Origin of the sequence: Cedecea sp. P7760, from assembly GCF_013386425.1 — a bacterium.
Taxonomy (GTDB): Bacteria; Pseudomonadota; Gammaproteobacteria; order Enterobacterales; family Enterobacteriaceae; genus Cedecea; species Cedecea selenatireducens.
Genome location: NZ_JACARU010000025.1, coordinates 24,703 through 40,134 on the forward strand (window position 1 = coordinate 24,703; position 15,432 = coordinate 40,134).

The following is a 15,432-nucleotide window of genomic DNA, read 5'->3' on the forward strand; positions in this document are numbered from 1 at the left end:
CGCCGGCAAGACTGAAACCTGTTACATCGCCGCACAGAGTGGCAGAGATCACATTTTTCGCTCATCCTCGCTACTCCTCCCCGCCTAATCCGCGCCGGGATGAGGAAGTCACCCAGGCTGCCCGGCACACTAACGGGTAATGATTTTCGAACATTACAGGACCGATTTCCTATGTCACAGCCGATCTTCAGTAAAGAACAGTTCCAGTCCGCTCTGACGCGCCAGTGGCAGCGTTACGGCCTTAATGATGCCAGTGAAATGACCCAGCATCAGTGGTGGCACGCGGTTAGCGGCGCGCTGGCAGAGCTATTAGCGGCTCAGCCGGTAGCAAAACCTGAGAATAAACAGCGTCATGTTAACTACATCTCGATGGAGTTTCTGATTGGCCGCCTGACCGGGAATAACCTGCTTAACTTCGGCTGGTTCTCCGAGGTGAGCGACGTGCTGAAGGGTTACCAGATTAACCTCACGGATTTGCTGGAAGAAGAGACGGATCCGGCTTTAGGAAACGGCGGGTTAGGGCGCCTGGCGGCCTGCTTCCTGGACTCGATGGCTACGGTCGGGCAGTCGGCTATTGGCTATGGCCTGAATTATCAGTACGGCCTGTTCCGCCAGTCCTTTAAGGACGGCAAGCAGATGGAAGCCCCGGATGACTGGCAGCGCGGCAGCTACCCCTGGTTCCGCCACAACGGCGCGCTGGACGTGCAGGTTGGGGTCGGCGGCAAAGTGGTTAAAAGCGGGAAAAATCAGCGCTGGGAACCGGCCTTTATTTTCCAGGGCGAAGCGTGGGATTTACCGGTGCTGGGCTACCGCAACGGCGTGGCGCAGCCGCTGCGCCTGTGGCAGGCAAAACATGCTCACCCGTTCGATCTGACGAAATTTAACGACGGTGAATTCCTTAAGGCAGAACAGCAGGGCATCGACGCCGAGAAGCTGACCAAGGTGCTTTACCCGAACGACAACCATCTGAACGGCAAAAAGCTGCGCCTGATGCAGCAATATTTCCAGTGTGCCTGCTCGGTGGCGGACATACTGCGCCGTCATCATCTGGCGGGCCGCAAGCTCGCCGAGCTGCCGGATTACGAAGTTATCCAGCTCAACGATACTCACCCAACTATCGCAATCCCGGAGCTGCTTCGCGTGCTGATTGACGAGCATCAGCTTAGCTGGGATGACGCCTGGGCGATAACCAGCCACACCTTCGCCTACACCAACCACACCCTGATGCCGGAAGCCTTAGAGTGCTGGGACGAGAAGCTGGTTAAGGCGCTCTTGCCGCGCCATATGCAAATCATCAATGAAATCAACAAGCGCTTTAAGGTGCTGGTCGACAAAACGTGGCCGGGTGATGAAGCCGTTTGGGCGAAGCTCGCCGTGGTGCATAACAAACAGGTGCGTATGGCAAACCTGTGCGTGGTGGGGGGCTTTGCGGTTAACGGCGTTGCCGCACTGCACTCTGAGCTGGTGGTCAAAGATCTGTTCCCGGAATACCACCAGCTGTGGCCGAACAAATTCCACAACGTTACGAACGGCATTACGCCACGCCGCTGGATCAAGCAGTGCAACCCGGCGCTTGCCGGGCTGTTCGACAAGACGCTGAAGAAAGAGTGGGCGAACAATCTCGACGTACTGGAAGGGTTGGAGAAGCACGCCGATAACGCCAAATTCCGCCAGACCTGGCGCGAAATCAAATACCAGAACAAGGTGAAGCTGGCGGCCTTTGTGAAGGCTCGTACCGGGATTGTGATTAGCCCGGATGCGTTGTTCGATGTGCAAATCAAGCGTTTGCATGAGTACAAGCGCCAGCATCTCAACCTGCTGCATATCCTGGCTCAGTACAAAGAGATCCGCGAAAACCCGGAAGCAGACCGCGTGCCGCGCGTTTACCTGTTTGGCGCGAAGGCAGCTCCGGGTTATTACCTGGCAAAAAATATTATCTTTGCGATCAACAAGGTGGCCGAGGCGATCAATAACGATCCGCTGGTGGGCGACAAGCTGAAGGTCGTTTTCCTGCCGGACTACTGCGTGTCTGCGGCGGAAATCATGATCCCGGCGGCCGATATCTCCGAGCAGATTTCGACCGCGGGCAAAGAAGCTTCCGGCACGGGCAATATGAAGCTGGCGCTGAACGGTGCGCTGACGGTGGGCACGCTTGACGGCGCCAACGTTGAAATCGCCGAGAAAGTGGGTGAAGAGAATATCTTTATTTTTGGCCACACCGTCGAGCAGGTTAAAGCCCTGAAAGCCAAAGGCTATGACCCGGTGAAATGGCGCAAAAAAGATAAAGTGCTGGATGCGATCCTCAAAGAGCTGGAGCAGGGGAAATACAGCGAGGGCGATAAACACGCCTTTGACCAGATGCTGCACAGCATCGGCAAAGAGGGCGGCGACCCTTATCTGGTGATGGCGGACTTTACCGCCTACGCCGAAGCGCAGAAGCTCGCCGACAAGCTTTATCTCGACCAGGAGGCGTGGACGCGCGCGGCCATTCTGAACAGCGCCCGCTGCGGCATGTTCAGCTCCGACCGTTCAATTCGCGATTACCAGCAACGTATCTGGCAGGCAAAACGCTAAGGGAGCGCCATGGAACGTAAACGTCTTGATAGCGCCGCGCTGGCGGCCGGTATCAGCCCGAACTACATCAACGCCCACGGCAAACCGCAGGATATTCCTGCCGAGACAAAGCTGCGTCTGCTGGAGGCCATGAACCGCACCGTTGCGCCGAAGCAGTTACCCACGCCGGTGCCCGTTGTGCAGGTTTTCACTGCCGGGCAGCGGATGCAGCTGGTGCTGGAAGGCGAAGGGGAGTTTAGCTGGCAGCTGACTACCGAAGAAGGATATGTCCATCACGGGCATGCCTCCGGCGGCAAGAAGCTGGCGCTGCCGGGTAAGCTGCCGGAGGGATATCACTCTCTGGTGGTGACCCAGCAAAAGCAAAGCTGGGCTAGCCGCATTATCGTCGCGCCGCCGCGATGCTATGAGCCCGCTGCCTTGCTGCAGGGCAAAAAACTGTGGGGCGCGTGCGTGCAGCTGTATACGCTGCGTTCTGAGGCGAACTGGGGCATCGGCGATTTTGGTGACCTGAAGCAGATGCTGGCGGATGTGGCAAAGCGTGGCGGGGCATTTATCGGCCTCAACCCGATTCATTCGCTTTATCCTGCAAACCCGGAGAGCGCCAGCCCGTACAGCCCCTCGTCTCGCCGCTGGCTGAATATCATCTACATCGACGTTAATGCGTTAGAGGATTTTCAGAGCAGTAAAGCGGCGCAGGCGTGGTGGAAAAAATCCGCCGTCCAGCAACGGCTAAAAGCCGCGAGAGATGCCGAATGGGTGGATTACTCCGCCGTCACGGCCCTTAAAATTGCGGCACTGCGTCTGGCGTGGCAGCAATTCTCGCTGCGTAAAAGCAATGATGAGCAGGTTATCGAGTTTGACCGCTTCATCGCTGAAGGCGGTGAAGGACTTTTCTACCAGGCCGCCTATGATGCGCTACATGCCAGTCAGGTTAGCGAAGATGCTGGCCGCTGGGGCTGGCCGGTGTGGCCTGAGGGCTATCGTGATGCCCACAGCCCGGAGGTCAAAAAGTTCTGCGAGGTGCATCGCGATGAGGTTAACTTCTGGCTTTGGTTGCAGTATCTCGCCTGGCGTCAGTTTAAGGCGTGCTGGGATGCCAGCCAGCATGACGAGATGCCGATTGGCCTCTATCGCGATCTCGCGGTGGGCGTGGCGGAAGGCGGATCTGAAACCTGGTGCGACCGTGAACTTTACTGCCTGAAGGCTTCTGTCGGTGCCCCGCCGGATATTCTTGGCCCGCTGGGGCAAAACTGGGGCCTGCCGCCAATGGATCCCCATGTCATGGTCGCTCGGGCCTATCAGCCTTTTATCGAGCTGCTGCGCGCCAACATGACCCACTGCGGCGCGCTGCGTATCGACCACGTGATGTCGATGCTGCGGCTGTGGTGGATCCCTTACGGCGAAACGGCGGATAAGGGCGCTTACGTCCAGTATCCGGTCGACGATTTGCTGTCTATCCTTGCGCTTGAGAGCCAGCGTCACCGCTGCATGGTGATAGGTGAAGACCTTGGCACGGTGCCGGTTGAAATCGTCGGCAAGCTTCGCGACAGCGGCGTTTACTCTTACAAAGTGCTGTACTTCGAGCACGACGGGGAGAAGCAGTTTAAGGCGCCGGCTTCATGGCCGAGGCAGTCGATGGCGGTCGCCACGACGCACGACCTGCCAACGCTTCGCGGTTACTGGAACAGCGGAGATTTAACGCTGGGTAAAACGCTGGGTCTCTATCCGGATGAAGAGGTGCTGGCGGGGCTGTATGAAGACCGTGAGCGAGCTAAACAGGGCTTGCTGGAGGGGTTGCATAAGTACGGCTGCTTGCCGAAGCGGGCAGGGCATAAAGCAGCATTAATGACGATGACCGACACCCTCAACCGTGGCATGCAGCGTTACATTGCCGACAGCCATAGCGCGTTACTGGGGCTGCAGCCGGAGGACTGGCTTGATATGGCCGAGCCGGTGAATATTCCAGGGACCAGCGATCAGTATAAAAACTGGCGTCGGAAGCTAACCCGCTCGCTGGAGTCGATGTTTGCCGATGAACGAGTGAACAGGCTGCTGAAGGATTTGGATAAGCGGCGTAAGAAAGCGTAGGTACGTCTCAAGTTTCGCGATCTATCCCCTCTCCCTTCCAGGGAGAGGGTGAGGGTCAAACTAATAGTAAGAGTGCTCACCGCGCTGGTGTTCGGTCAGATCACGAACGCCTTTCAGCTCAGGGAACTCAGCCAGAAGCTGTTTCTCGATCCCTTCTTTCAGCGTTACGTCGACCATAGAACAGCCGTTACAGCCGCCGCCAAACTGCAGGATGGCATAGCCTTCGTCGGTAATTTCCATCAGCGTGACGCGGCCGCCGTGGCCAGCCAGCTGTGGGTTAACGGTGGCCTGCAGCATGTACTCAACGCGCTCCATCAGCGGTGCATCGTCAGACACTTTACGCATTTTCGCATTAGGCGCTTTCAGCGTCAGCTGAGAACCGAGCTGATCGGTAACGAAGTCGATTTCGGCGTCTTCGAGGTAAGGGGCGCTCAGCTCATCGACATAGGCGGTTAACTGCTCAAACGGCAGCGCCGTGTCGGTCGCTTCAACCGCATCCGGCGGACAATAAGACACACCACACTCCGCATTCGGGGTGCCAGGATTGATTACGAATACGCGGATTTGCGTCCCTTCTTCCTGATTTGCCAGCAGTTTGGCAAAGTGGGATTGTGCAGCATCGGAAATACGGATCATAACGATTGCTCAATAGTTGACTATTTTAGTCGGTTATAATACGCCCATCGTCGAGGGTCTACAAGGTTCGACACAGGCACCATACCTGGACAGTCGCCGCGCCCTGCTTTTTCAGCAATCGCGCTATCTCCGCAACAGTACTACCCGTCGTCACGACATCATCCACAATAGCCATATGGCGACCCGCCACCGGGATTTCAACCCTAAAGATGCCTTTCAAATTCCTCTTTCGCTCTTTGGCCGTTAGCGTGTGCTGCGCCGGTGAAGAACGTATGCGTTTGATGGCAAAAGGGAAATAATCGCAACCCAGCCAGCGAGCCAGTGGGGTAGCAATAAGTGCGCTTTGGTTGTAGCCCCGCCGCCACGCTCTGGCGTGATGTAAAGGCACGCTCAGCACGCTATCGGGCAGTTGAATACGTCCCTTTCGCCTGGATGCTAAAATGCGCAGCAGCAGCAGGCGTGCCAAAGCCGGGGCGAGCGAGGGCGTACCGGTAAATTTCAGGTGATGAATCACTGTGCTTAGCGGCGGCAGATAGTCGGTCACGTAGGTTATTGCGTCCCACTCGGGCATTCGTTGCAGGCAGCGACCGCAGGGCAAACTCCCGCTCAGGGCCGGCAAACCGCACTGTGGGCAGCAGGCCTGTGGCTGAACGAGCGAAGCGGTGCAGCATGAGCAAACCCCCCAGCCTGGGCAGGCAAGCGGTAACTGGCATAGCCAACAGCGGCCAGGGATTGTTAGCATAGCGTTCTCCTTGCTGATGAAAATGAGAACGGTAACCGATGAGCGACCTGTGGTGGCAAACAAAAGGTGAAGGGAATAACGATCTTGTGCTGCTGCACGGATGGGGGCTGAATGCCGGGGTATGGCACAACATAGAAGCCGAACTTGGCTCGCATTTTCGGCTGCACCTGGTCGACCTGCCGGGATACGGCCGGAGCAAAGGTTTTGGTTCACTGACGTTAGAGCAAATGGCTGACATTGTGCTGGCTAAGGCTCCTGAGCGGGCCATCTGGTTAGGCTGGAGTCTTGGCGGGCTGGTGGCTAGCCAGATAGCGCTTGCCAGGCCCGATCGCGTAAAGGCGCTGGTGACGGTAGCCTCTTCGCCGTGTTTTGCCGCCGCAGAAGGATGGCCGGGCATTAAACCGGACGTGCTGGCCGGGTTCCAGCGGCAGCTAAGCGAAGACTTTCAGCGCACCGTTGAGCGCTTTTTGGCGCTGCAAACCCTGGGCACGGAAACGGCGCGCCAGGATGCTCGCCTGCTTAAATCTATTGTTCTGGAACAGCCAATGCCGGATGTGGATGTGCTCAACGGCGGTCTTGAGATCCTGAGAACCGCCGACCTGCGTGCGAGTCTTGCAGAATCAGTTGTACCTCATTTGCGGCTGTATGGCCGGCTGGACGGGCTGGTTCCACGCAAAGTGGTTCCCCTGCTTGATGTCCTGTGGCCGCACTCCAGTTCACTTATTTTCGACAAGGCCGCACACGCGCCCTTTATCTCGCATCCGGCGGAGTTTTGCCAGGCGGTGCTGGAGTGGGAACAGCGTCTTACATAAAAGACGGGCGATAAAAAAGGCGGGGATGGCCCGCCTTCTCTCCTACCTCAGAGCCCAAAGTTCCCGGGCGCACTTTTTCCCCTCAGGGCAGCTTTTACAACTCCCCGTCAGGCAACTGCTCGGGTCTTCACTGATGCGCATTGCTTTGCCCATGGCTTCCAGGCGATCGAGCATCGCGGCCACCAACGGCAGGGGCGTAGCAAGCTGCTGGCTTATCTGTTTCGCTTCCAGGCGGCCCTGAAGCGCCAGGGCGTTACGGATATCAATCAGGCTTGCCATAATCGCTCCTTAGTGACAGTCGCCGGCGCTGCTTTGACAGCAGGATGACGGCGTTTTTCTGGTAGCCAGCAGTGAGACATCAACGCGGCTGCGGGCCCGGCGCAGGCCGCCCAGCAGCAGGACGTTGAACAACACGACCGCTATAATACAGATCAGGCTGAACCTTGGATGTTCGCTGAAGGTGACGCTTTGGTAATACAGCGTAGAGAGCGAGTAGGCGATGTTCAGCCCCCAAAGTACCGAGAATGTCATCCAGCCCCGGCTTGATTCGCGGGCAATCGCGCCCATCACCGAGATGCACGGAATATAGAGCAGGACGAAAATGAGATAGCTGTAGGCGGCGGCTTCGCTACCAAACTTGCTGCTCATGACGCCCATCGGCCCGGAGGACATTTCGCCGTCGCCTTTACTGGCCTCAATCGGGTTCGCCAGCACGCTCAGGCTAAAGGTGTTTTTCAGCCCCTGCCAGGTTTCATCGGCGGCGGCACCCAGCTCATCAAGCAGGTTAAAGCTGGCGGCATCAAACTCCTCGTTGTGGATATCTTCGGCGGTATAAAGGGTATTCAGCGTACCGACGACCACTTCTTTTGCCATCGCGCCGGTAAACAGCCCAACGGTGGCCTGCCAGTTGTCGTCGTGGACGCCAATCGGCTTAAGCAGGGGGGTCAACACCCGGCTGACGGAGGCAAGGGCGGAGTCATTTATGTTATCCACCGGCTTGCCGCTAAAGGAGAAGCTGTTCAGTGCGCCGATGAAAATACTCACAATCACGATGACTTTACCGGCGCGAAGCACGAAGCCTTTCAGGCGCTGCCAGGTCTGTAACAGCAGGCTTTTGAGGTGAGGGACGTGGTAAACCGGCAGCTCCATCACGAACGGTGAAGCTTCGCCGCGCATAATTGTGTGCTTCAGCATCAGGCCGGTAAGAATGGCCATTACGATGCCGAGGATGTAGAGCGAGAACACCACCAGCGCGCCTTGCTGACCAAAAAATGCGGCGGCAAATACCGCGAAAATTGCCAGGCGTGCGCCGCAGGACATAAACGGCGCCATCATGATGGTCATCAGCCTTTCGCGCGGAGCGTCAAGGGTACGGGCGCCCATCACCGAAGGTACGTTGCAGCCGAAGCCAACGATCAGCGGCACAAACGATTTACCCGGCAGCCCCAGCGACTGCATCAGGCGGTCCATCACGAAAGCCGCCCGAGCCATGTAGCCGGAGTCTTCGAGGAACGACAAGAACAGGTACATCATGCCGATTTGTGGCACCAGAGGCAGCACGGTGTTGATCCCGCCGCCGATGCCCTGGGCCAGGAAGATGGTCAGCCAGTCCGGGAAATGCAGCGTATAGCCAAGCCACTGAATGCCGTGAATAAATATCGCCACCGAGCCGGCGTCAAAAATAGGCTGCAGCGCCCCGCCGATGTTAATCGCCAGCAGGAACATCAGGTACATCACCAGCATAAAGATCGGCAGGCCGAGGTAGCGGTTGAGAATGATTTTATCCATCGCTACCGTCAGGTGGTTCGGCTCGGCGGTCATGCTGTTGCTGACCGCGTCGCAGACTGAAGCGATGCTCTGGTAACGCGCATCGGCAATCAGCAGGGCAGGATCGTCAACGGTTTCTGCGAGGCGCGCGCGGGCAGCGTCAAGTTTGTCTGTGGCATTGCCCGCATAAGCGAGGCTGTAGATATCACCTTCCAGCATCTGCAGCGCCAGCCAGCGGCGTTGTTCAACCGGCATTTCCTGCGGCATGTCCGCGGCCAGGCTTTCCGCCTCTTGCAGTAAAACCTGCGGATAGTGGACCAGTTCGCTTTTTTGGTTGGGCTGTTTGCGGTCAATGGCGAGCTTCAGGCTTTCAATGCCGCGCCCGCGGGTGGACACCAGCGGCACGACCGGGCAGCCAAGACGGGCGGCGAGCGCGTCGATGTCGATGCGAATGGCCTGCTTCTCGGCGATATCCAGCATATTAAGCGCGACCACGCACGGAATGCCCAGTTCGAGCAGCTGCAGCGTCAGGTAGAGGTTGCGCTCAAGGTTTGAAGCATCCACCACGTTAATAAGCAGGTCGGCGTCGCCGCTGAGGATGTAATGACAGGCAATTTGCTCATCGAGCGAAGTCTGCGACGAAATGGTGGTGAGCGAATAGGTGCCGGGCAAATCAACTAGCGTTACCTGGTGCTCAAGCGTGGAAAACTGACCTTCTTTGCGTTCTACGGTGACGCCAGCCCAGTTTCCCACGCGCTGGCGGGCACCCGTCAGCTGATTAAAAAGCGTGGTTTTGCCCGAGTTGGGGTTGCCGATTAAACCTATGGTTAAGTTTTTCATTTTGTTCGTGGACTTCGTTGAGTTTGCAAAAAGCGCGTACGCTCACCCGTCGTTAAACGACAGCTTCGATATTCACCAGCGCGAGATCTTTTTTGCGCAGCACCAGGCTTACGCGGCGAGTTTCGATATGAATAGGATCGCCCAGAGGCGCCACGCGAACTACGTTAAATGAAGATCCCGGCAGCATGCCGAGCGACAATAATTTCTGGCGATAAGCCGGGCTGATTTCATTGGCGAAACCGGTAATTTTCCACGCGCTATTCGGTATGAATTGCATAGGACCTACTTAGAGCTGGGCTCTGCATTGACGCTGACTGAATGAAGGCTTTATCCGCGAGCTATGCGCACGATAAAAGCTGATTACGGCATCGGAAGAAAGAGAAGAAATATCGTTCAACACAATGATAATGAGAATGGTTAACGTCGACAATATTTATTTTTCTTTCAAAATTTTACTGAAATTATTATTTAAGGGGCATTTAGGGCGCGTGGATTATTTATGGGGTTGCGAGATGTTTTGATTAATTGACTGAAAATTATAGTGATAATTTAATCGTGAAGAAGCGAGAGTGTTATTTTACTATTAACGATGTTACAGGAGTGATAATTACTGGTTTCTTAGTAGGATAAATATTGAAAATTGATTTAAATCAAAATTAAGTTATTTTTCTGCTTCTGGCGGGGCGGTGAAAAATAAATCCTCTCCCCGAAGGGAGAGGAAAGACAATTAACGCTTTTTGCCCATTGCCGCAGCCAGGGCATCCATCATGGCGCTATTTCCACCGCTGGCGTTGTCACGCCCGCGTGGTTTTTGCTGCGCTGCCGGTCTGCCTTTTTGCTCGCGAGGGGCGTTACCGCCGTTACCGCGACGGCTGCCGCTCTCGCCCGGCTGTTCGTCGAGGCGCATGGTTAAGGCGATGCGTTTGCGCTGCAGGTCAACCTCGAGCACTTTGACCTTCACGATATCGCCCGCTTTCACCACTTTGTGCGGATCGTCGATGAACTTGTCGGACAGCGACGAGATGTGAACCAGCCCGTCCTGATGAACGCCAATATCCACAAACGCACCGAAGTTGGTGACGTTGGTCACTGCGCCTTCCAGCACCATGCCCGGCGTCAGGTCGTTCATGGTTTCCACGCCTTCGGCAAACTGTGCGGTTTTAAACTCAGGGCGCGGGTCGCGGCCCGGCTTTTCCAGCTCTTTAATAATGTCCGTCACGGTAGGAAGCCCGAAACGCTCATCGGTGAACTGGCTGGCTTTGAGGTCGCGCAGCTCGCTGCTGTTGCCCATTAGATTCTGCAGCGCCTGCTGGGTTGCGGCCAGGATGCGTTCGACTACCGGATAGGCTTCCGGGTGAACGGTAGAGGCATCCAGAGGGTTATCGCCGTGGTTAATACGCAGGAAGCCCGCGCACTGCTCGAAGGCTTTTGGCCCCAGGCGGCTAACTTTCAGCAGCTGCTGGCGGTTCTGGAAGCGGCCGTTTTCGTCGCGCCAGGTGACGATATTCTGCGCCATCATGCGGGTCAGGCCGGCAACGCGGGTTAGCAGCGGCACGGAAGCCGTGTTCAGATCCACGCCAACGGCGTTTACGCAGTCTTCGACTACGGCGTCCAGTTTCCTGGCCAGCTGAGTCTGGCTGACGTCGTGCTGATACTGGCCCACGCCGATAGATTTCGGGTCGATTTTCACCAGCTCGGCCAGCGGATCCTGCAGGCGGCGGGCGATGGAGACGGCCCCGCGGATAGAAACGTCCAGGTCAGGGAACTCCAGCGCTGCCAGTTCGGAAGCAGAGTAGACGGACGCGCCCGCCTCGCTGACGATAACTTTCTGTGCGGTGACTTTCGGGAACTGTTTTTGCACATCCAGGAAGAAGCGCTCGGTTTCGCGGGATGCGGTACCGTTACCGATAGCGACCAGCTCGACGTTGTGCTTCTCGCAAAGTGCAGCCACGGCGACGGCGGCTTTTGCCGCCTGGCCGGTATGCGGATAAATGGTATCGGTGGCAACCAGCTTGCCGGTGGCGTCAACCACCGCGACCTTCACGCCGGTACGCAGGCCTGGATCGAGTCCCATCGTGGCACGCAGGCCGGCCGGGGCCGCCATCAGCAGGTCATGAAGGTTACGGGCGAAGACGTTAATCGCTTCGTCTTCCGCGCGTTCGCGCACGGTGCCCATCAGCTCGGTTTCAAGATGCATCAGCACCTTGATGCGCCAGGTCCAGCTCACCACGGCCTTGCGCCAGCTATCGGCTGGGGCGTTGTTCAGGCGCAGATTGAGATGGTTGATAATCAGCTGTTCGCAATAGCTCTCGCGCGGTGGCTCATCGAACTGCGGGTCGGCATTCAGCGACAGCTGTAATATGCCTTCGTTGCGCCCGCGGAACATCGCCAGCGCGCGGTGGGAAGGAATGGTGGCAATCGCTTCGTGGTGGGCAAAATAGTCGCGGAATTTCGCGCCTTCTTCCTCTTTGCCGCTGACAACGGCCGAGACCAGATGCGCATTTTTCCACAGGTAATCGCGGACTTTGGCCAGCAGCGCGGCGTCTTCAGCGAAACGCTCCATCAGGATGTAGCGTGCGCCGTCCAGCGCGGCTTTGGTGTCGACCACGCCTTTGTCGGCGTCCACGAAGCGGGCAGCTTCCTGCTCCGGGTCGTGTGAAGGCTCGTTCCACAGCAAATCAGCCAGCGGCTCAAGGCCTGCTTCGATAGCGATTTGCCCGCGGGTACGGCGCTTGGGTTTATACGGCAGGTAAAGGTCTTCGAGCTCGGTTTTGCTCAGCGTGCCGTTGATGGCACCGGCAAGCTCGTCGCTCAGTTTGCCCTGGTCTGCAATGGATTTGAGGATGGTCTGGCGGCGTTCTTCCAGCTCGCGCAGGTAGCTAAGACGAGTCTCCAGTTGACGCAGTTGCGTGTCATCCAGACCGCCGGTGACTTCCTTACGATAACGTGCGATAAACGGCACGGTATTCCCTTCATCCAGCAGGCGAACGGCAGCTTCTACCTGTTCGTTTCTGGCCTGAAGCTCACCCGCAATAATGCGGCAAAGCGAATCATTCATCATGGCTTTTCATCTGTGTAGTACGGAAAATTCAGCAAACAGTTATACGGATCGGGGCACGAAAATGCCAGCCACCGACCCCCGGATATTGGGTTTCAGACAGTTCTGTGCGAATTATTCAGGTTTAGGATACTCAATTTCATTGACGTACCACTGTGCTTCTCCCGCTGGAGTTTGCACCACGGCTAAATCGCCCACCTCTTTTTTGAGCAGCGCTCGCGCCATCGGCGAGTCGATAGAAATGTAGTCCTTGCGGCCAAAGATCTCGTCGTAGCCGACGATGCGAAAACGCAGCAGGTCGCCGTCGTCGTTTTCTATTTCGACCCACGCGCCAAAGAAGACTTTGCCTTCCTGCTGCGGCGAGTAATCGACAATTTTCAGCCGTTCCAGCGATTTAGTGATGTAGCGAACCCGGCGGTCAATTTCACGCAGGCGTTTTTTGTTGTACTGGTAGTCGGCGTTTTCGCTACGATCGCCAAGGCTGGCGGCCCAGGTCACTTTTTTGGTCACCTCAGGGCGTTCTTCACGCCACAGGTAATCCAGCTCTTTTTTGAGCTTTTCGTAGCCTTCACGGGTGATTAACGGCGTTTTCATCTTTTTGCCCTGCAGCCTGTAAAACCAGAGTGTGATTTAAACCGATGCTCAATGAAGAATGCAACCGGTGCATTTTGGGAAGCAAGTCACCAAATTTTGATTTAAAACGTTGATAACCGACTGTTTAATATGCTTTGTAACAATTTCGACTAGAATGTATACCAGAATTGACTGGTTGTATTAGCGCAGTTTTTTAAGAATACACACTCAACTGTTCGAGCCTTTGGGAGTACAAACGATGCAAGAGAACTATAAAATTCTGGTGGTCGATGACGACATGCGCCTGCGCGCGCTGTTAGAGCGTTATCTCACCGAGCAGGGCTTCCAGGTTCGCAGCGTCGCTAACGCCGAACAAATGGATCGTCTCCTGACCCGTGAATCCTTCCACCTGATGGTGCTGGACCTTATGCTGCCGGGCGAGGATGGTCTCTCTATTTGCCGTCGTCTGCGCAGCCAGAGCAACCCAATGCCGATCATCATGGTGACCGCGAAGGGTGAAGAAGTTGACCGTATTGTCGGTCTGGAAATCGGCGCGGATGACTATATTCCTAAGCCGTTTAACCCGCGTGAGCTGCTGGCCCGTATTCGTGCCGTACTGCGTCGCCAGGCCAACGAACTGCCGGGTGCGCCTTCTCAGGAAGAAGCGGTTATCGCGTTCGGCAAGTTCAAGCTGAACCTCGGCACCCGCGAAATGTTCCGCGAAGACGAGCCAATGCCGTTAACCAGCGGCGAGTTTGCGGTACTGAAAGCGCTGGTAAGCCACCCGCGCGAGCCGCTTTCCCGCGATAAGCTGATGAACCTGGCCCGTGGCCGTGAATACTCCGCGATGGAGCGTTCCATCGACGTACAGATCTCCCGCCTGCGCCGCATGGTGGAAGAGGACCCGGCGCATCCGCGTTATATCCAGACCGTTTGGGGCCTGGGCTACGTCTTTGTCCCGGACGGCTCTAAGGCATGAGGCGAGTTCGCTTCTCACCAAGAAGCTCGTTTGCCCGTACGCTGTTGCTGATCGTCACCTTGCTGTTCGTCAGCCTGGTGACGACCTATCTTGTCGTTCTGAACTTCGCGATTTTGCCGAGCCTGCAGCAGTTTAATAAGGTGCTGGCGTACGAAGTCAGAATGCTGATGACCGACAAACTGCAGCTCGAAGACGGCACCCAACTTGTGGTGCCGCCGGCGTTTCGTCGCGAAATTTACCGCGAGCTGGGTATTTCGCTTTACTCCAACGAGGCGGCGGAAGACGCGGGTCTGCGCTGGGCACAGCACTACGAGTTTCTGAGCCAGCAAATGGCGCAGCAGCTCGGCGGTCCGACCGAAGTGCGCGTTGAGGTGAATAAAAGCTCGCCGGTAGTGTGGCTGAAGACCTGGCTGTCGCCGAACATCTGGGTGCGCGTGCCGCTGACCGAAATTCATCAGGGCGATTTCTCCCCGCTGTTCCGCTACACGCTGGCAATAATGCTGCTGGCGATAGGCGGCGCGTGGCTCTTTATTCGAATACAAAACCGACCGCTGGTCGACCTGGAGCACGCCGCGCTACAGGTCGGTAAAGGAATTATTCCCCCTCCACTGCGCGAATATGGTGCTTCGGAAGTGCGGTCGGTGACGCGGGCGTTTAACCACATGGCCGCGGGCGTAAAACAGCTGGCCGACGACCGCACGCTGCTGATGGCGGGCGTCAGTCATGACTTGCGTACGCCGCTGACGCGTATTCGTCTGGCAACCGAAATGATGGGGCAGGAAGACGGCTATCTGGCCGAGTCGATCAACAAAGATATCGAAGAGTGTAATGCGATTATCGAGCAGTTTATCGACTATCTGCGCACCGGGCAGGAGATGCCGCTGGAAATGGCAGATCTTAACAGCGTGCTCGGCGAAGTGATTGCTGCCGAAAGCGGCTACGAGCGTGAAATCGACACTGACCTGCAGGACGGCGAGATCCGCCTCAATATTCACCCGCTCTCTATCAAGCGTGCGGTGGCGAATATGGTGGTGAACGCGGCGCGCTACGGTAATGGCTGGATCAAAGTCAGCAGCGGCAGTGAGCTAAACCGCGCCTGGTTCCAGGTGGAGGACGATGGCCCGGGCATTGAGCCCGATCAGCTCCAGCATCTGTTCCAGCCGTTTGTGCGTGGCGACAGCGCCCGCAGTACGAGCGGCACCGGGCTGGGCTTAGCTATCGTGCAGCGAATCATCGACAATCATAACGGAATGCTCGATCTCGGGAAAAGCGAGCGCGGCGGGCTGCGTATCAGAGCCTGGCTACCGTTGCCGATAGCCCGGGTTGTGGCCCATAGAGAAAGCTGAGTTGTCGTCAGCTCAAT

12 protein-coding genes are annotated in these 15,432 nt (G+C 56.8%); 5 read left to right on the plus strand and 7 right to left on the minus strand.

Annotated features, from left to right (window positions below; translation table 11 throughout):
• The first annotated feature begins 171 nt into the window (after window positions 1-171).
• Both malP and malQ read left to right on the plus strand, forming a co-directional pair.
• On the plus strand, window positions 172-2,574 hold the full coding sequence (gene malP, locus HX778_RS10975) for a maltodextrin phosphorylase (RefSeq protein WP_176981989.1): 2,403 nt from the start codon (window positions 172-174) through the stop codon (window positions 2,572-2,574).
• A 9-nt stretch (window positions 2,575-2,583) separates the two neighbouring features.
• Entirely contained in the window at window positions 2,584-4,662 is a 2,079-nt protein-coding gene (malQ, locus tag HX778_RS10980; RefSeq protein ID WP_176981990.1) for a 4-alpha-glucanotransferase, read from the plus strand.
• Window positions 4,663-4,722: 60 nt separating this feature from the next.
• Here the strand turns inward: malQ and nfuA are convergent, their stop codons facing one another.
• Window positions 4,723-5,298: a Fe-S biogenesis protein NfuA gene (nfuA, locus tag HX778_RS10985; protein WP_008457887.1), complete on the minus strand. Its 576-nt coding sequence runs from the start codon at window positions 5,296-5,298 to the stop codon at window positions 4,723-4,725.
• Window positions 5,299-5,356: 58 nt separating this feature from the next.
• A complete protein-coding gene (gene gntX, locus HX778_RS10990) occupies window positions 5,357-6,040 on the minus strand; it encodes a DNA utilization protein GntX (RefSeq protein WP_038478016.1) in 684 nt (227 codons plus the stop codon).
• A gap of 38 nt (window positions 6,041-6,078) precedes the next feature.
• Here gntX and bioH point away from each other — a divergent pair, with 38 nt between their 5' ends.
• Window positions 6,079-6,852: a pimeloyl-ACP methyl ester esterase BioH gene (gene bioH, locus HX778_RS10995; protein ID WP_176981991.1), complete on the plus strand. Its 774-nt coding sequence runs from the start codon at window positions 6,079-6,081 to the stop codon at window positions 6,850-6,852.
• Between the two features lie 42 nt (window positions 6,853-6,894).
• On the opposite strand, the gene feoC is transcribed toward bioH, so the two are convergent.
• The 5 genes from feoC to greB all read right to left on the minus strand — a co-directional run bounded on the left by feoC (window position 6,895) and on the right by greB (window position 13,111).
• Window positions 6,895-7,131, minus strand: coding sequence for a [Fe-S]-dependent transcriptional repressor FeoC (gene feoC, locus HX778_RS11000; protein WP_038478024.1), 237 nt, complete (start codon window positions 7,129-7,131; stop codon window positions 6,895-6,897).
• 9 nt (window positions 7,132-7,140) lie between these two features.
• Window positions 7,141-9,459, minus strand: a complete 2,319-nt coding sequence (gene feoB, locus HX778_RS11005) for a Fe(2+) transporter permease subunit FeoB (RefSeq protein WP_176981992.1) — start codon at window positions 9,457-9,459, stop codon at window positions 7,141-7,143.
• Between the two features lie 52 nt (window positions 9,460-9,511).
• Entirely contained in the window at window positions 9,512-9,736 is a 225-nt protein-coding gene (gene feoA, locus HX778_RS11010) for a ferrous iron transporter A (RefSeq protein WP_038478030.1), read from the minus strand.
• A 450-nt stretch (window positions 9,737-10,186) separates the two neighbouring features.
• Entirely contained in the window at window positions 10,187-12,520 is a 2,334-nt protein-coding gene (locus tag HX778_RS11015) for a Tex family protein (protein ID WP_176981993.1), read from the minus strand.
• Between the two features lie 111 nt (window positions 12,521-12,631).
• Window positions 12,632-13,111: a transcription elongation factor GreB gene (gene greB / locus HX778_RS11020; RefSeq protein ID WP_038478036.1), complete on the minus strand. Its 480-nt coding sequence runs from the start codon at window positions 13,109-13,111 to the stop codon at window positions 12,632-12,634.
• 238 nt (window positions 13,112-13,349) lie between these two features.
• Between greB and ompR the strand changes: the two genes are divergently transcribed.
• Window positions 13,350-14,069 (plus strand): two-component system response regulator OmpR, encoded by a 720-nt coding sequence (gene ompR, locus HX778_RS11025; RefSeq protein WP_001157751.1) that lies wholly within the window; start codon window positions 13,350-13,352, stop codon window positions 14,067-14,069.
• On the plus strand, window positions 14,066-15,415 hold the full coding sequence (gene envZ / locus HX778_RS11030) for a two-component system sensor histidine kinase EnvZ (protein WP_176981994.1): 1,350 nt from the start codon (window positions 14,066-14,068) through the stop codon (window positions 15,413-15,415). The genes ompR and envZ overlap by 4 nt, the downstream gene beginning before the upstream one ends.
• Window positions 15,416-15,432 lie beyond the last annotated feature (17 nt).

Bases quoted from the DNA above. Each gene is read 5' to 3' on its own strand.
- nfuA (WP_008457887.1), bottom strand. From the start codon at position 5,298: ATGATCCGTATTTCCGATGCTGCACAATCCCACTTTGCCAAACTGCTG.
- HX778_RS11015 (WP_176981993.1), bottom strand. From the start codon at position 12,520: ATGATGAATGATTCGCTTTGCCGCATTATTGCGGGTGAGCTTCAGGCC.
- feoA (WP_038478030.1), bottom strand. From the start codon at position 9,736: ATGCAATTCATACCGAATAGCGCGTGGAAAATTACCGGTTTCGCCAAT.
- feoB (WP_176981992.1), bottom strand. From the start codon at position 9,459: ATGAAAAACTTAACCATAGGTTTAATCGGCAACCCCAACTCGGGCAAA.
- malQ (WP_176981990.1), top strand. From the start codon at position 2,584: ATGGAACGTAAACGTCTTGATAGCGCCGCGCTGGCGGCCGGTATCAGC.
- malP (WP_176981989.1), top strand. From the start codon at position 172: ATGTCACAGCCGATCTTCAGTAAAGAACAGTTCCAGTCCGCTCTGACG.
- greB (WP_038478036.1), bottom strand. From the start codon at position 13,111: ATGAAAACGCCGTTAATCACCCGTGAAGGCTACGAAAAGCTCAAAAAA.
- bioH (WP_176981991.1), top strand. From the start codon at position 6,079: ATGAGCGACCTGTGGTGGCAAACAAAAGGTGAAGGGAATAACGATCTT.
- feoC (WP_038478024.1), bottom strand. From the start codon at position 7,131: ATGGCAAGCCTGATTGATATCCGTAACGCCCTGGCGCTTCAGGGCCGC.
- envZ (WP_176981994.1), top strand. From the start codon at position 14,066: ATGAGGCGAGTTCGCTTCTCACCAAGAAGCTCGTTTGCCCGTACGCTG.
- ompR (WP_001157751.1), top strand. From the start codon at position 13,350: ATGCAAGAGAACTATAAAATTCTGGTGGTCGATGACGACATGCGCCTG.
- gntX (WP_038478016.1), bottom strand. From the start codon at position 6,040: ATGCTAACAATCCCTGGCCGCTGTTGGCTATGCCAGTTACCGCTTGCC.